This is a genomic window from Streptomyces sp. MMBL 11-1 (genome assembly GCF_028622875.1).
In the GTDB taxonomy this organism is placed as follows: Bacteria; Actinomycetota; Actinomycetes; order Streptomycetales; family Streptomycetaceae; genus Streptomyces.
This window is the reverse complement of the sequence record NZ_CP117709.1, coordinates 3,871,058-3,891,540: the sequence shown is the minus strand read 5'-3', so window position 1 is coordinate 3,891,540 and position 20,483 is coordinate 3,871,058. Positions and strand designations below refer to the sequence as shown.

General features: G+C 69.9%; 22 protein-coding genes. 12 read left to right on the top strand and 10 right to left on the bottom strand.

Features of this window, described 5'->3' with window-relative positions:
• The first annotated feature begins 96 nt into the window (after positions 1-96).
• On the top strand, positions 97-1,257 hold the full coding sequence (locus PSQ21_RS16870; protein WP_274031343.1) for a metallophosphoesterase: 1,161 nt from the start codon (positions 97-99) through the stop codon (positions 1,255-1,257).
• Between the two features lie 203 nt (positions 1,258-1,460).
• The gene (locus PSQ21_RS16865; protein WP_274031342.1) at positions 1,461-2,291 is read left to right on the top strand and encodes a hypothetical protein; all 831 of its coding nucleotides are present in this window, start codon (positions 1,461-1,463) and stop codon (positions 2,289-2,291) included.
• 97 nt (positions 2,292-2,388) lie between these two features.
• Here the strand turns inward: PSQ21_RS16865 and PSQ21_RS16860 are convergent, their stop codons facing one another.
• Complete coding sequence (locus tag PSQ21_RS16860; protein ID WP_274031341.1) at positions 2,389-2,745, bottom strand: DUF805 domain-containing protein; 357 nt, start codon at positions 2,743-2,745, stop codon at positions 2,389-2,391.
• A 284-nt stretch (positions 2,746-3,029) separates the two neighbouring features.
• A complete protein-coding gene (gene thiC / locus PSQ21_RS16855; protein ID WP_097865565.1) occupies positions 3,030-4,850 on the bottom strand; it encodes a phosphomethylpyrimidine synthase ThiC in 1,821 nt (606 codons plus the stop codon).
• Positions 4,851-5,046: 196 nt separating this feature from the next.
• On the opposite strand from thiC, the gene PSQ21_RS16850 reads away from it, so the two are divergent.
• A complete protein-coding gene (locus PSQ21_RS16850; RefSeq protein ID WP_274031340.1) occupies positions 5,047-6,393 on the top strand; it encodes a YibE/F family protein in 1,347 nt (448 codons plus the stop codon).
• Positions 6,394-6,417: 24 nt separating this feature from the next.
• Here the strand turns inward: PSQ21_RS16850 and PSQ21_RS16845 are convergent, their stop codons facing one another.
• From PSQ21_RS16845 to PSQ21_RS16830, 4 genes are all read right to left on the bottom strand, one after another.
• The gene (locus PSQ21_RS16845; protein WP_024263706.1) at positions 6,418-6,855 is read right to left on the bottom strand and encodes an SsgA family sporulation/cell division regulator; all 438 of its coding nucleotides are present in this window, start codon (positions 6,853-6,855) and stop codon (positions 6,418-6,420) included.
• A gap of 101 nt (positions 6,856-6,956) precedes the next feature.
• Complete coding sequence (locus PSQ21_RS16840; RefSeq protein ID WP_274031339.1) at positions 6,957-7,733, bottom strand: IclR family transcriptional regulator; 777 nt, start codon at positions 7,731-7,733, stop codon at positions 6,957-6,959.
• A gap of 426 nt (positions 7,734-8,159) precedes the next feature.
• Positions 8,160-8,372 carry a DUF5326 family protein gene (locus PSQ21_RS16835; RefSeq protein WP_097865633.1) on the bottom strand — a complete coding sequence of 71 codons (213 nt, stop codon included), beginning with the start codon at positions 8,370-8,372 and terminating at the stop codon, positions 8,160-8,162.
• A 153-nt stretch (positions 8,373-8,525) separates the two neighbouring features.
• A complete protein-coding gene (locus PSQ21_RS16830) occupies positions 8,526-8,843 on the bottom strand; it encodes a cupin domain-containing protein (protein WP_274031338.1) in 318 nt (105 codons plus the stop codon).
• An 87-nt stretch (positions 8,844-8,930) separates the two neighbouring features.
• On the opposite strand from PSQ21_RS16830, the gene PSQ21_RS16825 reads away from it, so the two are divergent.
• The 5 genes from PSQ21_RS16825 (at position 8,931) to PSQ21_RS16805 (ending at position 12,636) form a co-directional block, all read left to right on the top strand.
• Entirely contained in the window at positions 8,931-9,308 is a 378-nt protein-coding gene (locus tag PSQ21_RS16825) for a phage holin family protein (RefSeq protein WP_007453829.1), read from the top strand.
• Positions 9,309-9,413: 105 nt separating this feature from the next.
• Positions 9,414-10,538, top strand: coding sequence for a cystathionine gamma-lyase (locus PSQ21_RS16820; protein WP_274031336.1), 1,125 nt, complete (start codon positions 9,414-9,416; stop codon positions 10,536-10,538).
• 44 nt (positions 10,539-10,582) lie between these two features.
• Positions 10,583-11,062, top strand: a complete 480-nt coding sequence (locus tag PSQ21_RS16815; protein WP_274031335.1) for an NUDIX domain-containing protein — start codon at positions 10,583-10,585, stop codon at positions 11,060-11,062.
• A gap of 118 nt (positions 11,063-11,180) precedes the next feature.
• Positions 11,181-11,708 (top strand): DUF2269 domain-containing protein, encoded by a 528-nt coding sequence (locus PSQ21_RS16810; RefSeq protein ID WP_274031334.1) that lies wholly within the window; start codon positions 11,181-11,183, stop codon positions 11,706-11,708.
• Between the two features lie 4 nt (positions 11,709-11,712).
• On the top strand, positions 11,713-12,636 hold the full coding sequence (locus tag PSQ21_RS16805) for a GNAT family N-acetyltransferase (RefSeq protein ID WP_274031332.1): 924 nt from the start codon (positions 11,713-11,715) through the stop codon (positions 12,634-12,636).
• 78 nt (positions 12,637-12,714) lie between these two features.
• Here the strand turns inward: PSQ21_RS16805 and PSQ21_RS16800 are convergent, their stop codons facing one another.
• Positions 12,715-13,926, bottom strand: a complete 1,212-nt coding sequence (locus PSQ21_RS16800) for an MFS transporter (protein ID WP_274031331.1) — start codon at positions 13,924-13,926, stop codon at positions 12,715-12,717.
• A 140-nt stretch (positions 13,927-14,066) separates the two neighbouring features.
• On the opposite strand from PSQ21_RS16800, the gene PSQ21_RS16795 reads away from it, so the two are divergent.
• Both PSQ21_RS16795 and PSQ21_RS16790 read left to right on the top strand, forming a co-directional pair.
• The gene (locus PSQ21_RS16795; protein WP_097865574.1) at positions 14,067-14,525 is read left to right on the top strand and encodes a MarR family winged helix-turn-helix transcriptional regulator; all 459 of its coding nucleotides are present in this window, start codon (positions 14,067-14,069) and stop codon (positions 14,523-14,525) included.
• 134 nt (positions 14,526-14,659) lie between these two features.
• Positions 14,660-15,112 carry a GNAT family N-acetyltransferase gene (locus tag PSQ21_RS16790; protein WP_274031329.1) on the top strand — a complete coding sequence of 151 codons (453 nt, stop codon included), beginning with the start codon at positions 14,660-14,662 and terminating at the stop codon, positions 15,110-15,112.
• Positions 15,113-15,168: 56 nt separating this feature from the next.
• Here PSQ21_RS16790 and PSQ21_RS16785 read toward each other — a convergent pair whose 3' ends face one another.
• Both PSQ21_RS16785 and PSQ21_RS16780 read right to left on the bottom strand, forming a co-directional pair.
• Positions 15,169-16,545, bottom strand: coding sequence for a serine hydrolase domain-containing protein (locus PSQ21_RS16785; protein WP_274031328.1), 1,377 nt, complete (start codon positions 16,543-16,545; stop codon positions 15,169-15,171).
• A 51-nt stretch (positions 16,546-16,596) separates the two neighbouring features.
• Positions 16,597-17,181 (bottom strand): dihydrofolate reductase family protein, encoded by a 585-nt coding sequence (locus PSQ21_RS16780; RefSeq protein ID WP_274031327.1) that lies wholly within the window; start codon positions 17,179-17,181, stop codon positions 16,597-16,599.
• Positions 17,182-17,337: 156 nt separating this feature from the next.
• Here PSQ21_RS16780 and PSQ21_RS16775 point away from each other — a divergent pair, with 156 nt between their 5' ends.
• Both PSQ21_RS16775 and PSQ21_RS16770 read left to right on the top strand, forming a co-directional pair.
• Positions 17,338-17,913: a TetR/AcrR family transcriptional regulator gene (locus tag PSQ21_RS16775; RefSeq protein WP_274031326.1), complete on the top strand. Its 576-nt coding sequence runs from the start codon at positions 17,338-17,340 to the stop codon at positions 17,911-17,913.
• A 227-nt stretch (positions 17,914-18,140) separates the two neighbouring features.
• A complete protein-coding gene (locus PSQ21_RS16770) occupies positions 18,141-18,875 on the top strand; it encodes a dienelactone hydrolase family protein (RefSeq protein ID WP_274035799.1) in 735 nt (244 codons plus the stop codon).
• A 44-nt stretch (positions 18,876-18,919) separates the two neighbouring features.
• Here PSQ21_RS16770 and dnaB read toward each other — a convergent pair whose 3' ends face one another.
• On the bottom strand, positions 18,920-20,395 hold the full coding sequence (gene dnaB, locus PSQ21_RS16765; protein ID WP_026290418.1) for a replicative DNA helicase: 1,476 nt from the start codon (positions 20,393-20,395) through the stop codon (positions 18,920-18,922).
• Positions 20,396-20,483: the final 88 nt, after the last annotated feature.

Here is a 20,483-nt window from a genome sequence, read left to right as displayed (position 1 = left end):
ATCCGCATTCCTATGATGGGCGCACGACACCGCGGACCACCTCTACCAGGCAGGGCCCGTCAGGTGTACGGCGGCGCGACGGTGGTGGAGGGGTCGATGACTCAGGGGGCCGGTCAGGAACCCGTGGTGCGGACGGCGACGTTGCGTGACTTCCGGGTTCCGCCGTACGCGCAGACGCCCGTGCCACCGCAGGCACGGGCGGCACCACCCTCACCGGTGCCGCCGCACGCGCCGGAACCGAACCCTCCGGCGCCGGACGCCTCCGTACCGCCGCACGCTCCCGCGCCGCCCCGCCCCCCGCACCCCGGCAACGCCGCCGTGCGCGACGGGCAGCCGGAGGGCTACACACCGACCGAGCGGGACCTCCCGGTCATCCGCCGCGGTGACACGGTCCAGGTGCGGACCGCTCCCGAGCCGAGCCCCGCGGCCGAGGACAGCCGAGGCCCGCTCTTCGTCGTCGGCGACGTCCACGGCTACCTGGACGAGCTGCTCACCGCCCTCGGCGAACAGGGCCTCATCGACGCCGACGGGCGCTGGGCCGCGGGCAACGCCCGGCTGTGGTTCCTCGGCGACTTCACCGACCGCGGACCGGACGGCATCGGGGTCATCGACCTCGTCATGCGGCTCTCCGCCGAGGCGGCGGCGGCCGGCGGCTACTGCAAGGCCCTGATGGGCAACCACGAGCTGCTGCTGATCGGCGCCAAGCGGTTCGCCGACACCCCCGTCAACTCCGGGGCGGGCACCGCCACCTTCCAGGCCGCCTGGCTCCTCAACGGCGGCCAGAAGACCGACATGGAGCGCCTCCAGGACGTCCACCTCCAGTGGATGTCCCGGCTCGACGCGGTCGTCGAGGAGGACGGGCATCTGCTGATGCACTCCGACACGACGGCCTACCTCGACTACGGGTCCACCATCGAGGACGTCAATGACACGATCACGGCCATTCTCACGCGCAATGACGCCGACGAGTGCTGGGACCTCTTCCGCAAGCTCACCAAGCGGTTCGCCTTCCGCGACGAGGGCGGCGCCCAAGCGGTGCGCGAGCTGCTGACGACGTACGGCGGACAGCGCGTCGTCCATGGTCACAGCCCCATTCCGTATCTCCTGGGCGAGGTCGGCACGGAGGACGGCGAGGACAGCGCGGGGCCCGTGATCAACGGCCCGCACGTGTACGCGGACGACCTCGCCATCGCCATGGACGGCGGAGTGACCATGGCCGGAAAGCTGTTGGTGGTCCAACTCCCGCTGCATGACTGACCGTCGGCGGGGAAGGCGATTCAGGTTCCGCCCGCGCCGACCTCGCCGATCGACGGGCCCGTCACCGGGCCCAATTCTGGAAACACTCTGTCACCCCGTGCCGTGAGCGCTCTACCATCGGCGTATCAGTGGCAGGCTCTCCTCCGTTTCCGCCCGATCGCCCGGTCCACGCGGGCAGCCGGGCACCGACGGAGCATCGGGGGATGCAGATGACAAGCGCTCCGCACCTGCTGGCCGAGGACGGACCCGAGTACGAGCGGATCCTGGGCGACGCACTGCGCCACGCTCATGAACGCCCGGACCTGGAAGGCGTCGGGGACCGGCTCAACACCGAACAGCTGCGCACCATGGCGCTCAGCGCCACGGCCCTGATCACCGCGGCCGCGGCCACCGAGTACGAGCACTACGTGAGGGCCCGGGGCGAACTCCGCCGCGCGGCGACCGCGGAGGGGGCCGACGGCGGCACGGGCACGGACGGACCGCAGAGCACGGCGGCCGGATCGGGCGCCGGCATAGGCGCGGTCATCACGGTCCTGACCCCGCTGCTGGCCGGCGCGGCGGCCGTCATCTTCCTGGTCGTCGGCTACCTCCTGAAGGCGGTCAGCCCGTTGGTGGCCTTCGGCGGCTCGATGGTCGCGGCCGGATGGTTCTTCGCCGCGGTCGCCGCCGCGGCGATCCTGGTCGCGGCCGTCGGGCTGCTCGTCACCGCGCTCCGCAACGGTGCGACGTCACTGGCTGCGGAGACCGAGGAGCAGGAGCTACCCGAGGACGTCGCGCGGGCCAGGGAGGCGTGGCGCCACGCCCTGCTGGAGCGTGGCATTCTCCCGTTCCTCCGGGACGCCCTGGCCGACCCCACCGCGGGGCCCGCCGCGCGGACCCCGCACCGTTCGCCCGACCGCCTCCCGAAGGTCGGGTACAGCAGGCCGGACTTCTCCGGTCCGGACGGCGGCCCGGCGGCCGGCCCCCGGCCGACCTTCACCAGCCCCGACTTCACGAGCCCGGACTTCGGCGGACCCGAACACCGCCCGGACTGAGATCCGGGCCCCGCACTCGACGCGGACACGCCGCGGGCCGGGGCGGCGAGTGCCGCGCCCGGCCCGGGGGATGCTCCGGACGGACCGGAGCGGTGGATCACATGCCCTGCGGAGCCAGCTTCGGGTTGGCACCGTGCTGGTTCGTCTCCGGCTTGCCCTCCGAGGCGAGGAAGACGAGCAGGATGATGAAGCCGACCAGCGGGATGAACGAGATGAAGAACCACCAGCCCGAGCGGCCGGTGTCGTGCAGACGGCGCACCATGACCGCCAGCGACGGAACGATGGTCGCGGCGAGGTAGAGGTAGTACGGGATCTGCGTGCTGATCGCCGCGCCGAGGACCGACAGCACCACGGCGATGATGAAGTTGAAGAGCACGAACATCCAGTACTCCTTGCGGCGCGCGCGTCCGCTGAAGCCTGCGTAGTTCTTGAGTACGTCCAGGTACCAGTTCACTGTGTTCCCTCCCCGGCCCTCGTTCCGAGGGCTCACCAATTCAAGCCAAGCAAGCCGGAAAGTAAGCCACAGATAAGGAAAGGGTCAAGCGCAGGTGAGCTGGGGACCAAACGTACATACAGCTGCCACACGACTGTGTCCATACTGTCGCTTAACAAGGCGATCAATCACACCAAAGTCCAGCGAACCGGCGAAGCAACACAAGTCACCCATAGGGGACGGCCCGCTCCCGGCCGCCGAGGACGGTCCGGCGGCCGGGAGCGGGCCGATCAGCGAGGGGCGAGTCAGTCCGCGATGGGCAGATAGACCCGGTTGCCGGCGGCCGCGAACTCCTTCGACTTCGCGGCCATGCCCTCCTCGATCTCCTCCTGCGAACCACCGTGCTGACGCCGGATGTCCTGGGAGATCTTCATCGAGCAGAACTTCGGCCCGCACATCGAGCAGAAGTGCGCCGTCTTCGCCGGTTCGGCGGGCAGCGTCTCGTCATGGAACTCCCGCGCCGTGTCCGGGTCGAGGGCCAGGTTGAACTGGTCCTCCCAGCGGAACTCGAACCGGGCGTCGGAAAGCGCGTCGTCCCACTCCTGCGCACCCGGGTGCCCCTTGGCCAGGTCGGCCGCGTGGGCGGCGATCTTGTAGGTGATGACCCCCGTCTTCACGTCGTCCCGGTTCGGCAGCCCCAGGTGCTCCTTGGGCGTGACGTAGCAGAGCATCGCCGTGCCCCACCAGGCGATCATCGCGGCGCCGATGCCGGAGGTGATGTGGTCGTAGGCGGGCGCCACGTCCGTGGTCAGCGGGCCGAGCGTGTAGAACGGCGCCTCCTCGCAGATCTCCTGCTGGAGGTCGATGTTCTCCTTGATCTTGTGCATCGGGACATGCCCGGGGCCCTCGATCATGGTCTGGACGCCGAACCGCTTGGCGATCGTGTTCAGCTCACCCAGCGTGCGCAGCTCGGCGAACTGGGCCTCGTCGTTGGCGTCAGCGATCGAACCGGGACGCAGCCCGTCCCCCAGGGAGTAGGTGACGTCGTACGTCGCGAGGATCTCGCAGAGCTCCTCGAAGTGCTCGTAGAGGAACGACTCCTTGTGGTGGGCGAGACACCACGCCGCCATGATCGAGCCGCCGCGCGAGACGATGCCGGTCTTGCGACGGGCCGTCAGCGGGACGTACGGCAGGCGCACACCGGCGTGCACCGTCATGTAGTCCACGCCCTGCTCGGCCTGTTCGATGACGGTGTCCTTGTAGATCTCCCAGGTCAGCTCCTCGGCCCGGCCGTCGACCTTCTCCAGGGCCTGGTAGAGCGGGACGGTGCCGATCGGCACGGGGGAGTTGCGCAGCACCCATTCACGGGTGGTGTGGATGTTGCGGCCGGTGGACAGGTCCATGACCGTGTCGGCGCCCCACTTCGTCGCCCAGGTCATCTTGTCCACCTCCTCCTCGATCGAGGAGGAGACGGCCGAGTTGCCGATGTTGGCGTTGACCTTCACCAGGAACCGCTTACCGATGATCATCGGCTCGATCTCGGGGTGGTTGACGTTGGCGGGCAGCACCGCCCGGCCCTGAGCGATCTCCTCGCGGACGACCTCGGCCGCCACGTTCTCCCGGATCGCCACGTACTCCATCTCCGGGGTGATCTCCCCCCGTCGGGCGTACGCGAGCTGGGTGACGGGACGTCCGTCGCGGCTGCGGCGCGGCTGGCGCGGGCGGCCGGGGAAGACGGCGTCGAGGTTGCGCAGTCCGCCGCGCGGCGAGGTGTGCTTGAGCCCGTCGTCCTCGGGGCGGGCCGGCCGGCCCGCGTACTCCTCGGTGTCGCCGCGGGCGATGATCCAGTTCTCCCGCAGGGGCGCGAGGCCCCGCCGGACATCGGTGTCGATGGAGGGATCGGTGTACGGCCCCGACGTGTCGTACAGCGTCACGTCCTTGCCGTTGGTGAGGTGCACCTGTCGGACCGGCACCCGGAGGTCCGGGCGCGAGCCCTGGACGTACCCCTTGTGCCAGCCGATGGACTTCCCGGCCTCGTCGTTCCGCGTCCCGTCGCCCGGCGTCGTGCCGTCCGGCGTTCCGTCGTTCTGTTTCGAGGCAGGCGTGCGTGCGTCCGCTGTGGTCATGAGACCTACTCCCTACGCCGGCATTACCCGGTAACAGGTTCGGCGGTCGGCGCAGCGTCTCCCGTACGGATGTACGGCGATCAGCGCCCTCTCAGCCCGGTGCTCCGAGCTCCCGCGTGTGCAAAGGTGCCTCCACGCTAGCGTCCTTTCCGGCGAGCTGACCAGAGGGACCTCGTGTTCTTGCGATGATCGCCCCGTGACCTCCCCCCAAAGCGACCCCGCACCCCAGCCGCCCCAGGGCCACACCCACGGCCACACCCACAGCCACGGACCGGCCGCTCCGGTCTCCCGGCACCTGCGCAAGGTCATCGCCGCCGTGCTGATCCCGTTCGCGACGGCGGTCGTCGTCGGGCTGATCGCGTTCTGGCCCGGCGGCGCGCCCGACCACGAGCGCACCGGCGTCGGATTCGACCGGCAGACCCAGGACGGCAAGGTCGTCCAGGTGGTCAAGGTCGACTGCGCGGACGTCAACGCCGCGCAGGTGCCCCCGACCGGCGACACCTCCACGCCCTCGGGCCGGGAGGCCGTCAACGAACAGGAGGGGGAGTGCGCGAAGGCCACCATCGAGGTGACCAGCGGCGACGACACCGGCCGGAAGTTCGTCGAGGTGGTCCAGCCGGACGCGCCCCGACAGCTCAAGGAGGGTCAGGGCGTGGTCGTGGCGTACGCCCCCGACGCGCCGCGCGACCTCCAGTACTCCGTGACCGACGTGGACCGGAAGATCCCGATGGCGGTCCTGGCCGGGATCTTCGCGCTGGCGGTGGTCCTGGTGGGCAGGATGCGCGGCGTGATGGCGCTGGTGGCGCTGGCCGTGTCGTTCACCGTGCTGACCCTGTTCATCCTGCCGGCGATCCTGCAGGGTTCGAACCCGCTGGTCGTGGCGGTGATCGGGGCCAGCGCGATCATGCTGGCGGCCCTCTATCTGTGCCACGGGGTGACGGCCCGTACGTCGGTCGCGGTCGTCGGCACACTGATCTCGCTGCTGCTGATCGGGCTGCTGGGCTCCCTGTTCATCGGCTGGGCGAGCCTGAGCGGCAACACCGACGACAACACCGGCCTCATCCACGGCCTCTACCCGGACATCGATATGAGCGGGCTGCTGCTGGCCGGCGTCATCATCGGTTCGCTCGGGGTGCTCGACGATGTGACGGTCACCCAGACCTCCGCCGTCTGGGAACTGCACCAGGCGGACCCGCGGATGGGTTGGAAGGGTCTGTACCGGGCAGGTATCCGCATCGGAAGGGACCACATCGCCTCGGTGGTCAACACCCTGGTGCTGGCGTACGCGGGCGCGGCGTTGCCGCTGCTGCTGCTCTTCTCCATCGCCCAGAGCAGTGTGGGGACGGTGGCCAACAGCGAGCTGGTCGCCGAGGAGATCGTCCGCACGCTGGTCGGCTCGATCGGTCTGGTCGCCTCGGTGCCGGTGACCACGGTCCTCGCCGCGCTGGTCGTCTCCGCGGACCGTCCGGGGTCCGGCGGCGAACAGGCGGCTACGGCCGCACCCGCGCGGACGGGTCGGGGCCGTCGTCGTAAGACAGGATGACGGGGCATCGGAGTGCGCGCCCGGTCAGCCCGCGTTCTGCTCCTCGGCGAGGATGCGGCCCAGCGCATCCTCCAGGTTCCCGTCGAAGTCACCCAGCGTGTGTTCCTGACCGAGCGGCACGAGCTTGTCCGTCCGGTCGAGAAACGCCACCAGCGGCGCCGTCCCCGCCCGGAACAGCGCACGGTCCGCGCCGACCTGAAGCCGGATGTGCACATCGCCGAGGCCCTCGGGCTCGGTCGGACCGATGTGCACATCTCCGTCGCCGCTCGGGCTGTTGAGCCCGTCCAGCAGCAGTTCGCGGCCGAATGCCCAGGTCACAGGGGCATCGCCGGGCAAGTGGAACGTCATCCGGATGGCGTACGGATCGCCGACCTCGTACCGGAGCTCCACCGGAATACGGAACGAGAGCTCCTCGGAGACGAGGAAGCTCATCATGACCTCTGCTTGAACCGACTCGCGCATCGTTCAACCCCGCAGTAGATGAAACTGGCCAGGAATGATCCCCCATGGCCCTATTGACGCCATCGTGGTGCACGCGATAGCAGATCACAAGGAGTGATTTTTCAGATACTGATAGAGAACACGAACGAACGCAAGAGGCTGGCGACTTCGCCACGTAGCTGTTCGACTGCGGGCAGCAACTGATCTTCCCGGTCCAGGGGTACGGAAATGGCCATCGCCGCAATGGTGGCACCGGCCGTGACGGGAATCGCGGCGCACACGGTCCCCAGTGCGTACTCCTGGCGTTCGATGACCGGTTCACCTCGTCGGAGGGTGCGCAACCGTTCCAGAAGCGTGGCGCGATCTCGCACTGAGTAACGGGTGAGGGGGCGCACGGGATGCCGGTCGAGGTGGTCCTCGCGGGCCCTCTCGTCGAGTTGGGCGAGCAGACACTGACCGATGGCGTGCGCGTGGGCGGTCTCCCGGAACGAGGCCCATTCCTCCACCGCCGGGGTGTCGGGAGCGTCCGCGACCGCGATGAGGTCGATCTCGCCGTCGCAGTAGACGGCGCAGTACACGGGGGCTCCGATGACGTCCCGCCAGTGTCCGAGGGAATCGGCGACGGAGGCGGGGCGTGGGCGGCCCCTGACCCCGGGGGCGGCGGTGAGGTTCTCGGCGGCAGCGCCGAAGAGGAAGACACCGTTCTCACGGCGCAGATACCCCTCGTGGGTGAGGGTGCGCAGCAAGTGGTACGCGGTCGGGAGCGGAAGCCCCGCCTCACGTGCCAGTTGCTTGGCGGGCGCCCCGTCCCGATGGGTGCCCACAGCCTCCAGCAGCCTCAACGCCCGCTGAACCGAACCGATCAACGTCGGGACAGCGGTGCTCGATGCCGTGGTCAAGGGCCACCCCCAGGCATGGTGACGGGCCGTCGGCCCTCCCATGGGGGCCGCCCCCACGGGCCTGCCGCGATCCCGAGCGCCGGAGAGGACCGGAGATCCGGCCCGTGACCGGCGAGGACCGGTCCGGGCGCCGGCGATCGAAGGCCAACGACCGGACTGTCGTACCCAGGACCGATCAGGCGATCGATGTGGTGACGGAAGGTCACATTCCGGATGGCGGCAGTGATATGTCACTGTATCGGCCGCCTGCGGCAGACGGGTGGTTTCCTCCGGGACTTAGCTCTGCTGGGCTAATCCTCCCGCGCCCGAGCTGACCGTGCCTCGCTCTGCGGGCCCGATGGGGACGGTCCCGCCGGCCCGATCCGAACGATCCGAACGGGCCCGGACGGAACGGGCCGGCCCCCGCGCCGGCCCGCGTTCCGTCGACTACCAGTCGCCCCGTGAGGACGAGGACGACATGAACTTGCGGACGACGAAGATCAGCCCGCCGACCAGGACGACGAAGACCAGCGCCTTGAAGAGCAGGCTGATCACGAAGCCGACCACGCTGGCGATCAGGCCGCCGAACACGAAGATCGCAACGACGGGCACCGCGATCCACTTCACCCACCAGGGCATTCCCGCGAATATCTCCCGCACGGCCATCTCCTCTACCTCAACTCTCCTGGTCCTTGCCTCGATGCTAAAGGCGCCCAGGCCCTCCGCGGGGGCCGGGCAGCCCTTGAAGACCCCTGATCGAACCCCTAGGGATCCCCGGGGCGGCCCCCACCCGGATTCCCCGGGGGAGGTGGCTCAGCTCTCGGGCGGCGAGAAGACGACCATCACTCTCAGGTCCTCGGTGATGTGGTGGAACTTGTGGGCCACGCCCGCGGGCACGTAGACGACGCTTCCCCTGCCGACCTGGGTCGTCTCCGTGCCCACCGTGATCGACGCCCGCCCGCTGACGACGAAGTAGACCTCGTCCTGCCGGTGCGGCTGTTGCGGATCGAGTTCTCCCGCGTCCAGGGCGTACAGGCCGACCGACATATTGCGCTCCCGCACGAACTGCAGGTAGGCGCCGTCGTTGGCGGCCCGCTCCGCCTCCAGCTCGTCCAGTCTGAATGCCTTCATGGTCCGTCCCGCCCCTTGTACCCACGCTGTCGGCTGTGCCTGTGCTGCCGGTGTCCACCACCGGTCCTGTCTGCCACGATCAGACACATGAAGAATTTCGTAGTCAAGACGATCGCCAACGCGGGGGCGCTGGCCGTTGCCATCTGGCTCATCGGCAACATCACGCTGGAGGGCGGCAGCACGGGCCGCAAGGCCCTCACCCTGATCCTGGTCGCGCTGATCTTCGGCCTGGTGAACTTCCTGGTGAAGCCGGTGGTCCAGCTGCTGACGTTCCCCTTGTTCATTCTGACGCTGGGGTTGATCACCCTGGTGGTCAACGCCCTGATGCTGATGCTGACCTCCTGGCTGGCCGGCGTGTTCGATCTCAGCTTCCACGTCGAGGGGTTCTGGACGGCGGTGCTCGGCGGACTGATCATCTCGGTCGTGTCCTGGGCGCTCAATGTCGTCCTGCCCGACGAGAACTGATCCCGGCATCCGGGATTCCGGACCTCCGGGGACAGCCGCTCCGGGGGCCTCTGGAAGAGTGCGGGGACACCGGTCCACCACCGGGAGAACAGCGGAGGAGCAGGCATGAGCACCATGGGCGACGGAACGCGCGCGGTACGCGCCGGGCTTCCCGAACCGGAGCAGTTCGAACCCACCCTGCCCGGCCCGGTCTTCGCCGCGCACTACCACCTCTCCGGCGAACCGACGGGTCCGTACACCTACGGCCGGGATACCAACCCGACCTGGACCCACCTGGAGCGGGCCATCAGTGAGCTGGAGGCCCCGGGTGAGGAGGTGGGCACGACCGTGTTCGCCTCGGGCATGGCGGCGATCACCGCGGTGCTGCTCTCCCAGGTCCGCTCGGGCGACACCGTGGTCCTGCCCGACGACGGCTACCAGGCGCTGCCGCTCGTACGGGAGCAACTGGAGGCGTACGGGGTCGAGGTCCGGACCGCCCCGACCGTCGGCGATGCCCAGCTGGCCCTGCTGACCGGGGCGAAGCTGCTCTGGATCGAGAGCCCGTCCAACCCGGGCCTGGACGTCTGCGACATCCGGCGACTGGTCGAGGCCGCGCACGCGGCGGGCGCGCTGGTCGCCGTCGACAACACCCTGGCCACCCCGATCGGCCAGCGCCCGCTGGAGCTGGGCGCCGATTTCTCTGTCGCCAGCGACACCAAGGGCATGACCGGGCACGGCGACATCCTGCTCGGCCACGTGACCTGCCGCGATCCCCGGCTGACGGCGGACGTACGACGGTGGCGCAAGGTCGTCGGGGCGATTCCGGGGCCGATGGAGGCCTGGCTCGCGCACCGCTCGCTGGCCACCCTCCCGCTGCGCATCGACCGCCAGTGCGCCACCGCCCTCGCTCTCGCCGAGGCACTGACGAAGCGGACGGAGGTCACCGGGCTGCGGTATCCAGGGCTGCCCGCCGACCCGTCACACGTGGTCGCGGGGCGCCAGATGCGGCGCTTCGGATCCGTGGTGTCCTTCGAGCTGGCCGACCGGGAGACCGCGGAGCAGTTCCTGTCCGCGCTGCGCCTGGTCGACGACGCGACGAGCTTCGGCGGTGTCCGGTCCACCGCGGAGCGCCGGGGCCGCTGGGGCGGCGACGCCGTGGCGGAGGGCTTCATCCGCTTCTCGGTCGGCGCTGAGGACCCCGAGGATCTGCTCGCCGATGTCGAACAGGCGCTGGACACGGCGGTCCGGTAGGCCGGGGGAGTTTCAGAGGGCCCTCCACGGGCCACTCTCTTGCCATGACCGAACGTCCTGTGGTCAAGCGCACCGCACGCGCCGTCCTGCTCGACGGCGACGACCTCATCCTCATCAAGCGCACGAAGCCGGGAGTCGATCCGTACTGGCTCACGCCCGGCGGCGGGGTCGAGCCGGAGGACGCCACCGTCGTCGAGGCACTGCACCGCGAGGTCGCCGAGGAGCTGGGCGCCAAGATCGTCGACGTGGTCCCGTGCTTCGTCGACACCGTGGAGCACATCGCGGACGGTGGTGTGACGGGAGTGAAGGTCCAGCACTTCTTCGTCTGCCGACTGGCGTCGATGGACGTCTCCCTGCGGCACGGCCCGGAGATCGACGAGCCCTCCGGGGAGTACGAGATCGTCCGGGTGCCGTTCAGCCGGGTCGGGATCGCGGCCGTGCACCTCGTTCCGCTGTCCCTGCGGCACTACCTCGACGGCAACATCGAAGGCGTACGGGCGCTGCACGCCCCCGACCTGGGCTGACACCCCCCGCGGCGGGCAGGCGCCCCGGTCCTGCCGGGGGACGTACTCCTCAGCGGGTACCCGTGGATACTCCCGCTGCCGGACGCCCCGGGGAGCCCCGCTCGGCATCGTGTTTCACGTGAAACCACTCAAGCGCCCCCTACGCCGAGGCATCCTCGTCGCCCATGTCGCCGTCTCCGTCAGCTGGCTCGGCCTGACTGTCGGCCTGCTGACGCTCGGCGTCGCCGCGTTCACCACCGGGGATCCGGCCACCGCGGACGCCGCCATGCGGTCCATGAAGATCTACGGGGACTGGCTGGTGGCCCCCGTGGCTCTGCTCGCCCTGGTGAGCGGCTTGGTGCTGTCGCTGGGCACTCCGTGGGGCCTGGCCCGGCACCGCTGGGTGTGGACCAAGTTCTGGCTGACCCTGGTGACGGCGGGCCTGTCGATCTTCTCCCTGCGCCCCGGCATCAACGCCGCGGTCGCCGAGGGAGCGGTGGACATCGACCTCGTGATCGCGCCGTCGGTGGCCACGGCCACCTATCTCTTCATCACCGCGGTCTCGGTGCTCAAGCCCTGGGGGCTCACCCGGCGCGGCAGGCGGCTGCGGGTCTCGGCCAGTTCCGCGAAATCGGTGGACGCGCGATCATCCCGTCGGACAGCCTGACCCCATGCACAGCCCATCACCCCTCTCCCTCGTCGACCTGCCGATCCGACGCCTGGACCGGGGAGACCTGGTCCCCTGCGCCGATCTCTGCGAGGACCGCGGCTGGCCGCGCGACGAACACCGGTGGAGTCTGCTCCTCTCGGCCGGCACCGGGTACGGGATCGACGCCCCGGACGGCAAGGGCCTGGCGGCCACCTGTCTGACCATGCCGTACGGATCCGACCTCACCGCGGTCGGCATGCTGCTCGTGGCCGAGCGCTACGCACGGCGGGGGCTCGCCCGCCGGCTCATGCGGCACGTGATGGAGGCCGTGGGGGACACCCCGCTCGCCCTGTACGCCACCGAGCTGGGACAGCCGCTCTACGAGGACCTCGGCTTCTCCGCCGTGGGCCGGGCCGAACGCGTCGCCGGCCGTTTCGGATCGGGCGCCCCTGACGGACCCCCTTCGGCCTCTCGCCCGGCCTCTCGCCCGGCCGCGCTCTCGTCCTCTCGCTCGTCCGTGACCACGCGCCCGGCCGCGGCGGACGACGTGCAGGCGTTGGTCCGGCTCGACCTCCCCGTGTTCGGCGCCGACCGGACGCATCTGCTCGCCCGGCTCCCCGTCTTCTCCGACCGGCTCCAGGTCGCCGAGGAGCACGGCGTGCTGATCGGCTACGCGGCGCTCTGGCCGAGCGGGCAGACCGAGGTGGTCGGGCCACTGATCGCCCAGGACACGGTCACCGCGCAGGCCCTTGTCGCGGCCCTGGCCGCCACGACGGACCGGCCGCTGCGGGCCGATGTCGACGCCCGGCACAAGGAACTGCTCGGCTGGCTGGTGGAAAGCGGGCTGGAGCCCCGCCCCGGGACCACGGTGATGACGTACGGCATCCCGGACCTGCCCGGCGACGCCGCCCGCAGGTTCGCCCCGCTCACTCTCGCGACGGGCTGACGCGAGGCGTCCGCTCCGCACCGCCACGAGCACGGTGCGGACGCCTCGCGATGCGGGCTCCCGGGGGCGACGGCCGGCTCAGTGCCGGGTCGCCGCCACGGCGGCCGGTTCGGGACCGCTCCCGGCGACGATCCGGTACTTGCCGGTCCCCCGGCGCTCCAGCAGGCTCGAGAACACCGCCAGGACCAGGGCCGACGCGGCGAGAGCGGCACCGACCCAGTTGGGGGCGGTGTAGCCGAGGCCGGCCGCGATCACGAGACCGCCCAGCCATGCGGAGAGGGCGTTGCCGAGGTTGAAGGCACCGATGTTGACCGCGGAGGCCAGTGTCGGCGCACCCGCCGCCTGGTCGAGGACCCGCTTCTGCAGCGGAGGCACGGTCGCGAAACCCAGCGCGCCGATCAGAACGACGGTGACGGCTGCGGAGATCTTGTTGTGGGCGGTCACGGTGAACAGGCCGAGGACCACGGCGAGCGCGCCGAGCGAGACGTACAGCATGGGCATCAGATGGCGATCGGCGAACCTGCCGCCGATCAGGTTGCCCGCCACCATGCCGAGGCCGAAGAGGACGAGCAGCCAGGTGACGGACGAGGCCGAGTAGCCGGCGACCTCGGTCATCATCGGGGTGATGTAGGTGATCGCGGCGAAGACCCCGCCGAAGCCCAGGACGGTCATGGCCATCGCCAGCAGGACCTGGACGTTGCGGAACGCGGCCAGCTCGTGGCGGATGCGCACGCCTTCCGGCCCGGGCCGGTCCGGCACGAGCTTCGCGACGCCGAGCAGTCCCACGACGCCGAGAACGGCGACGAGGAGAAACGTGGTCCGCCAGCCCGCGGTCTGCCCGATGAACGTGCCGAGCGGAACGCCGACGACGTTGGCGACGGTGAGCCCGGTGAACATCATGGCGATGGCCCCGGCCTTCTTCTGCGGGGCGACCAGATCGGCCGCGACCACCGAGCCGATGCCGAAGAAGGCGCCGTGCGCGAGGGAGGCGATCACGCGTCCGGCGAGCATGACGCCGAAGACGGGGGCGAGCGCGGACACCACGTTGCCCACGATGAACAGCCCCATGAGGAGCATCAGCATGCGCTTACGGGTGACACGGGTGCCGAGCAGTGTCATCAGCGGGGCGCCGAGGACCACACCGAGCGCGTAGCCGGTCACCAGGAAGCCTGCGGTCGGGATGGAGACCTGGAAGTCACCGGCGACCTCGGGGAGCAACCCCATGATCACGAACTCGGTCGTTCCGATCCCGAATGCCCCGATGGCGAGGGCGAGGAGCGCGAGCGGCATGGGTGTCACCTTTCCTGAGATTGCGTCTGCGCCTTACGGGCGTCCACAATAATTGCAGACGCTGGCTAATTGCAAGCGCGGGCTATTGCAGACGTCCCCTACCCTGGAGTCACGCAGCTCCCGTCACGGAGGAGAGAGACATGACAGCGACCGACCCCGCCCTGACCGCCATCGCCCAGAGCTGGTGCGCCCTCTCGCTGCTCCACGGGAAGATCGAGGCCCGGATCGAACGAGCGCTCCAGGCCGGCCACGGACTCAGCGCACGCGAGTACTCCCTGCTCGACGTGTTGAGCCGGCAGCACAACGGCACCGGCGGACATCTCCAGATGAAGCAGGTCGCCGACGCCGTCGTCCTCAGCCAGAGCGCCACCACCCGGCTCGTCACCCGGCTCGAGGACCGTGGGCTGCTGACCCGCTACCTGTGCGACACCGACCGCCGGGGCATCTACACCGACGTCACCGAGGCCGGGCTCACGCTGCTGGAAGCCGCCCGGCCGACGAACGACAACGCTCTGCGTGCGGCCCTGGACGAGGCGGCGGAGAACCCGGAGCTCGCTCCTCTGGTCAGAGCGGTCGAAGAGCTGAAGGTCCCGGCCTGACGGATCCCGCCTGACGGACCCCGCCTGACGGTCTCGGCCTGACGGACCCGGCCTGACGGTCTCGGCCTGACGGACCGGGCCTGAAGGTCCCGGATCGGCGAGACATCCTCTGAGGCCGTCCTAGGATGCCGATCATGAGTGATCTCGCCATACGACCCGCCGTCCTGGACGACCTGCCCGCGGTGGTCGCGATGCTCGCCGACGACCCTCTCGGGGCACAGCGCGAGTCCCCGGACGACCTCACCCCGTACCGGGAGGCGTTCCGGCGACTGGCCGACGACCCGAACCAGCACATGGTCGTCGCCGTGCGCGAGGACCGAGTCGTCGGCACACTGCAGCTGACCGTCGTCCCGGGGCTCTCCCGCCGCGGCGCGACCCGCTCGATCATCGAGGGTGTCCGCATCCATGGCGACGAACGCGGCAGCGGCCTCGGCACCCAGCTCATCCAGTGGGCGGTAGACGAATCCCGCCGCCAGAACTGCCAGTTGGTGCAGCTGACCTCGGATGTCACCCGCGAGGACGCGCACCGTTTCTACGAGCGGCTCGGCTTCACCGCCAGCCATGTGGGCTTCAAGCTGGCCCTCTGAAAGCACGGACAGGTGGGTGTTTCACGTGAAACACCCACCCGCCGCCCGCCGGAAGATCAGCCGCCGAGCCCCCGCCAGCCCTCCGCGTCCACACCTCCGGGCACGGCCGCTCCCGCCTCGTACGGCTCCCGGGTGAAGACGAACGAGCCGAGGTCGAGGTGGTCCACCGAGCCATCGTCCTTGCGTACGACGCGCAGGGTCTCCCCCGCGTAGTAGTCGTTCTGGCCCGTCCACGAGCCGTCCGGACCGTACGTGAAGGCCGCACCGCGCCCCTTGCCTCCCAGCGGCGTGAGCTGCAGGCCCCGGTCTTCGGTGAGCCTCAACGTGACCGGGTGGGTTCCCCAGTGCCAGATCCCGGTCAACGCGAGCAGCTCGTCGTCGACCTCGGGCAGCGGACGCCAGGGCGCCGGGATCCGCGGCTCGGCCTCGGCCACGATCCCCAGGAGCTCGGCGGCCACCATCGCGGCGGGCAGCCCCGAGGTGACATTGGCGAGAACGACCGCGGCCACGTCGTCCTCCTCGCTGATCCAGAGGCCGGCGACGAATCCGGGAAGCGATCCGGAATGCCCGAAGAGCACGCGTTCTTCGCCTCCGACGAGCTGGAGCCCGAGACCGTAACCGCTGCCGCCCGTCTCGGCCGGTGCGGCGGGCCTCCGCATCTCCCGCACGGAGGAGGCCGACAGGACCCGGTCGTCGCCCTCGGTCAGGAAGCCGGCGAACCGCAGCAGGTCCGCCGCGGTGGACCAGAGCTGACCGGCGGACGCCATGATCCCGAGGTCCTCGGCGGGTTCGCTCAGCATGACGTCGGCCCAGGGGTGGACGGCCCAGCCGCCCGCGTGCGGCGCCACGGGCCCGCTGGTCGTGCGGTGCATGCCCAGCGGCTCCAGGATCTCCCGCCGCAGCGCCTCCTCCCAGGAGACCCCGCGTACCGCCTCCACCAGCGACCCGAGCAGGGTGTACCCAGGGTTGGAGTAGTGATGGCGATGACCGGCCGGGTGCCTCTGCGGCCGGTCGCCCAGCACGTCGGCGATCTCGGGCCGCAGGCTGCCGGACGTCCGCTCCCACCAGGGGGCGGGCGCTTCGGCACCCAGCCCCGCACTGTGGCCCAGCAATTGGAAGACGGTCACCCCGCCCGCGGCCGTGCCAGGAAGGTGCTTCTCCAAAGGATCGTCCAGGTCGATCAGGCCCTCGTCCCTCAGCCTCAGAACCAGAACGGCTGTGAACGTCTTGGTGATCGAACCGATCCGGTACTGCGTATCGGCGTCGGGAGCATGCCCCTCGACGCACGTGCGCGCCCCGCTCCAGGCCGTACGGCCCTCCCGGCGCACCGCGGCCACGAGGGACGGTGCGCGGCCGTCGCGCTGCGCGACAGCGATGCGGTGCAACAGAGCGCGCCGGGTAGAGGGAAGCAGGTCTTCGCCGAGAGAAGTCATGGTCCAACCCCTACCCGACGGAGCGCCCCATGACGAACCGTTTTCCGCGGCTCAGCGCTTGCGGCCGTACGTGCGGACCAGTGCGCCGTTCTCGAAGGTCCGCACTCCCTCAAGGGTGAACTCGGTGACCCCGGAACCGGACCCGAACATCGGCATGCCGACCCCGTACACCACCGGGTAGGTCTTGATCACGAGCTCGTCGATCTCGTCGAGCAGCTGCCCCGCCAGCTGGGATCCGCCGCAGAGCCAGATGTCCAGCTCGCTGTCCTCGGCCTTGAGCTCCCTGATCCGGGCAACCGGGTCCTCCCCGATCAGCTCGACGTTCGGGTGCGGGGACTCCGTGAGCGTCCGGGAGGCGACGATCTCCCGGAGGTGGCCGTACGGGCTGGTGATGTCCGCGTCCAACGCCAGCTGATAGCTCCGCCGCCCCTGGACCACGGTGTCGAAGCGCTGGTTCTCGGCGTCGTGCAACCCGAGGATGTCGCGGCCCTCCGACGAGATGGTCTCCGGGTACTCCGACTTCAGGAAACCGAGGAACTCCTCGCTGACGAAGGCCATCATCGCCGAGGCGTCGCCCTGGGAATCCCCGATGAAGCCGTCGATCGAGCAGGCGATGAAGTAGGTGAGCTTGCGCATGAGTTCCCCGTTCCGTCGATGGGCACGGGCCGGACGGCCCGGTGGCGCGACCCCATGACCGCTCGGCGCCGCACCTCAACCACGTCACGTATAGTGCTTCACATGTAGTGGTTGTGCAAGCCGCTTTTCCGAGCCGGACGGGCAGGGAGAACGCTGATGGCGAAGAACCCCGAACGCAGGGTCATGCTCACGGACGCGGCGGTCGACGTCCTCGCGCACGAAGGCGCCCGCGGGCTCACCTTCCGCGCCGTGGACGCCCGGGCCGGCGTGCCGCTGGGCACCGCGTCGAACTACTTCAGCAGCCGCGACGACCTCCTGATGCAGACCGGCGCCCGTATCAGCAGCCGGATGACGCCGGATCCGGCGCAGGTCGAACAGATCATGCTTGCCGCCCCCTCCCGGAAGCTGGTCGCCGAGCTGATGCACTGGCTGATCCGGCGGATGACCGACGACCGGACCGGCTACCTGGCCATGCTGGAACTGCGCCTGGAGGCGACCCGCCGGCCCGACCTGCGCACCCAGCTGACCCGAACCGTGCGCGCCGGCTTCGACGAAAGCCTCTCCTTCCACCGCGACCGAGGCCTCCCGGGCGACCCCGACGCCTTTCTGGTCCTCTACCTGGCCATGACCGGTGTGCTCCTGGAGCACTTCACGCTCCCGGACATGCTCGGTGACGACGGCCTCGACCACCTGGTCGAGGCGGTCGTCAGCCGGATCATCCCCACCGCCTAGTGCTACCGCCCGGCACGCTCACCACGTACGGAGGGACCCCCGCGCCTCGCCGAAGTGCCCGTGCGGGGCCGGCAGATGACGCCCCGGGCCGCCGAAGCCGAGGTCCCGCGAGGCGGGCACGACCGAGCACACTGCGGCACAGCCCCCTTGCGCGCGTCCGCCCGCGCTGAAAGCGTGGGTGCCACCGACGCCTGCTCGGCGAACTCCCACAGCGAGGACGATCCACCATTCCCACCAAGACCCTGCAGATCCCCACCACGGACGGCTCGGCGGACGCCTTCGCCGCCTTCCCCGACGACGGCGAGCGGCATCCAGGGGTGCTGATGTACGCGGACGCCTTCGGCATCCGGCCCGTACTGCGAGAGATGGCCCGCGAACTGGCCGGGCACGGGTACTACGTGCTCGTCCCCAACTTCTTCTACAGGAACGGGCCGACACCGCTCATCGACCTTCCCGAGCACATCGCGGGAGAGGACCGGGCCGCGCTCGTCGGCCGGCTGATGCCCTTGATCGAGGCGCACACGGCCGAACGCGTCCTGCGGGACGCCGACGCGTACCTCAAATTCCTCACGGCCCAGCCCGAGGTGAGCACCGGGCCGGTCGCGGTGACCGGCTACTGCATCGGCGGCCTCCTGGCGACACGCACCGCCGCGGCCCACCCGGGGCAGGTGGCCGCACTCGCCGCGTTTCACGCGCCTGTCGCCGTCGACGGGCCCGACAGCCTGAACCGTCTCACCGCCGAGGTCCACTTCGGCCACGCGGCCACGGACATCACGCCCGAGGCACTCGGTGAACTCAACCGGCCCCTGGACGCCGCGGGCATCGGCTACACGTCCGAGATCTACCCCGGCACGGTCCACGGCTTCACCATGTCCGACACCGACGCCTTCGACCCGGCCGCGCTGCGGCGCCACTGGGACCGCCTGCTCCCCCTCCTCGCCCGCACCCTGGCACACGGCTGAGAGCCGGAACGCGTCTGACGGATGCCCCGCGACAGGGGCGCCCGTCAGGTCTGGGCCATGTCCACGAAGCGGGAGTAGTGGCCCTGGAACGCCACGGTGATGGTGGCCGTCGGGCCGTTTCGGTGCTTGCCGACGATGATGTCGGCCTCGCCCGCGCGCGGTGACTCCTTCTCGTACGCGTCCTCGCGGTGGAGCAGGATGACCATGTCGGCGTCCTGCTCGATGGAACCGGACTCACGCAGGTCGGACACCATCGGCTTCTTGTCCGTGCGCTGCTCGGGACCACGGTTCAGCTGCGAGAGCGCGATCACCGGGACCTCCAGCTCCTTGGCCAGCAGCTTGAGGTTTCGGGACATGTCCGAGACCTCCTGCTGACGGCTCTCGGACCGCTTCGATCCACCGGCCTGCATCAGCTGCAGATAGTCGATGATCACGAGCTTGATGTCGTTGCGCTGCTTGAGCCGGCGGCACTTCGCGCGGATCTCCATCATCGACAGGTTGGGGGAGTCGTCGATGTAGAGCGGAGCGGCCGAGACCTCGGGCATCCGGCGGGCGAGCCGCGTCCAGTCCTCGTCCGTCATGGTGCCGGACCGCATGTGGTGCAGGGCCACCCGTGCCTCGGCCGACAGCAGGCGCATCGCGATCTCGTTGCGCCCCATTTCGAGGGAGAAGATGACGCTGGGCAGGTTGTTCTTGATCGACGCGGCGCGGGCGAAGTCCAGCGCCAGTGTGGACTTGCCCATGGCGGGGCGGGCCGCGATGACGATCATCTGGCCGGGGTGCATGCCGTTCGTCAGGGCGTCGAGGTCCGTGAAGCCCGTCGGCACCCCGGTCATCTCGCCGCTCCGCGAGCCGATGGCCTCGATCTCGTCGAGCGCGCCCTCCATGATGTCGCCGAGGGGGAGATAGTCCTCACTGGTGCGCTGCTCGGTGACCGCGTAGATCTCGGCCTGCGCGGAGTTGACGATCTCGTCGACGTCCCCGTCGGCCGCGTATCCCATCTGCGTGATCTTCGTGCCCGCCTCGACCAGCCGCCGGAGCACCGCCCGCTCGTGGACGATCTCCGCGTAGTACGAGGCGTTGGCCGCGGTGGGCACGGACTGCACCAGGGTGTGCAGATACGGTGCTCCGCCGACCTTGGTGATCTCGCCACGCTTGACCAGCTCGGCGGCGACCGTGATCGGGTCGGCCGGCTCGCCCTTGGCGTAGAGGTCGAGGATCGCCGTGTAGACGGTCTCGTGGGCGGGGCGGTAGAAGTCGTGCCCCTTGATGATCTCCACGACGTCCGCGATGGCGTCCTTGGACAGCAGCATGCCGCCGAGGACGGACTGCTCGGCGTCGAGATCCTGGGGCGGCACCCGTTCGAACCCGGGGGAGCCGCCTTCCCAGGCCTCGTCCGAGCCGCGGTCGTGGCGGTCCTCGCGCCCCTTGCGGTCTCCGCGGCGCTGGCGGGAGACGGGCAGACGGTCCCCGGGGCCGGTCTCGGTCCAGGGGTCGTCCAAAGGCTCGGGAATGCTCACCGGGCCGCCTCCTCCCGTCCGCATCGCGGACCTAGCCGTGCCACTCTTTCTTACGGCACGGCACCGACAAACAGGTCGCCCGACTCCA

Bases quoted from the DNA above. Each gene is read 5' to 3' on its own strand.
- PSQ21_RS16865 (WP_274031342.1), top strand. From the start codon at position 1,461: ATGCAGATGACAAGCGCTCCGCACCTGCTGGCCGAGGACGGACCCGAG.
- PSQ21_RS16785 (WP_274031328.1), bottom strand. From the start codon at position 16,545: ATGACTTCTCTCGGCGAAGACCTGCTTCCCTCTACCCGGCGCGCTCTG.
- PSQ21_RS16820 (WP_274031336.1), top strand. From the start codon at position 9,414: ATGAGCACCATGGGCGACGGAACGCGCGCGGTACGCGCCGGGCTTCCC.
- PSQ21_RS16800 (WP_274031331.1), bottom strand. From the start codon at position 13,926: ATGCCGCTCGCGCTCCTCGCCCTCGCCATCGGGGCATTCGGGATCGGA.
- PSQ21_RS16795 (WP_097865574.1), top strand. From the start codon at position 14,067: ATGACAGCGACCGACCCCGCCCTGACCGCCATCGCCCAGAGCTGGTGC.
- PSQ21_RS16805 (WP_274031332.1), top strand. From the start codon at position 11,713: ATGCACAGCCCATCACCCCTCTCCCTCGTCGACCTGCCGATCCGACGC.
- PSQ21_RS16775 (WP_274031326.1), top strand. From the start codon at position 17,338: ATGGCGAAGAACCCCGAACGCAGGGTCATGCTCACGGACGCGGCGGTC.
- PSQ21_RS16830 (WP_274031338.1), bottom strand. From the start codon at position 8,843: ATGAAGGCATTCAGACTGGACGAGCTGGAGGCGGAGCGGGCCGCCAAC.
- PSQ21_RS16845 (WP_024263706.1), bottom strand. From the start codon at position 6,855: ATGCGCGAGTCGGTTCAAGCAGAGGTCATGATGAGCTTCCTCGTCTCC.
- PSQ21_RS16870 (WP_274031343.1), top strand. From the start codon at position 97: ATGACTCAGGGGGCCGGTCAGGAACCCGTGGTGCGGACGGCGACGTTG.
- PSQ21_RS16825 (WP_007453829.1), top strand. From the start codon at position 8,931: ATGAAGAATTTCGTAGTCAAGACGATCGCCAACGCGGGGGCGCTGGCC.
- thiC (WP_097865565.1), bottom strand. From the start codon at position 4,850: ATGACCACAGCGGACGCACGCACGCCTGCCTCGAAACAGAACGACGGA.
- PSQ21_RS16790 (WP_274031329.1), top strand. From the start codon at position 14,660: ATGAGTGATCTCGCCATACGACCCGCCGTCCTGGACGACCTGCCCGCG.
- PSQ21_RS16815 (WP_274031335.1), top strand. From the start codon at position 10,583: ATGACCGAACGTCCTGTGGTCAAGCGCACCGCACGCGCCGTCCTGCTC.
- PSQ21_RS16780 (WP_274031327.1), bottom strand. From the start codon at position 17,181: ATGCGCAAGCTCACCTACTTCATCGCCTGCTCGATCGACGGCTTCATC.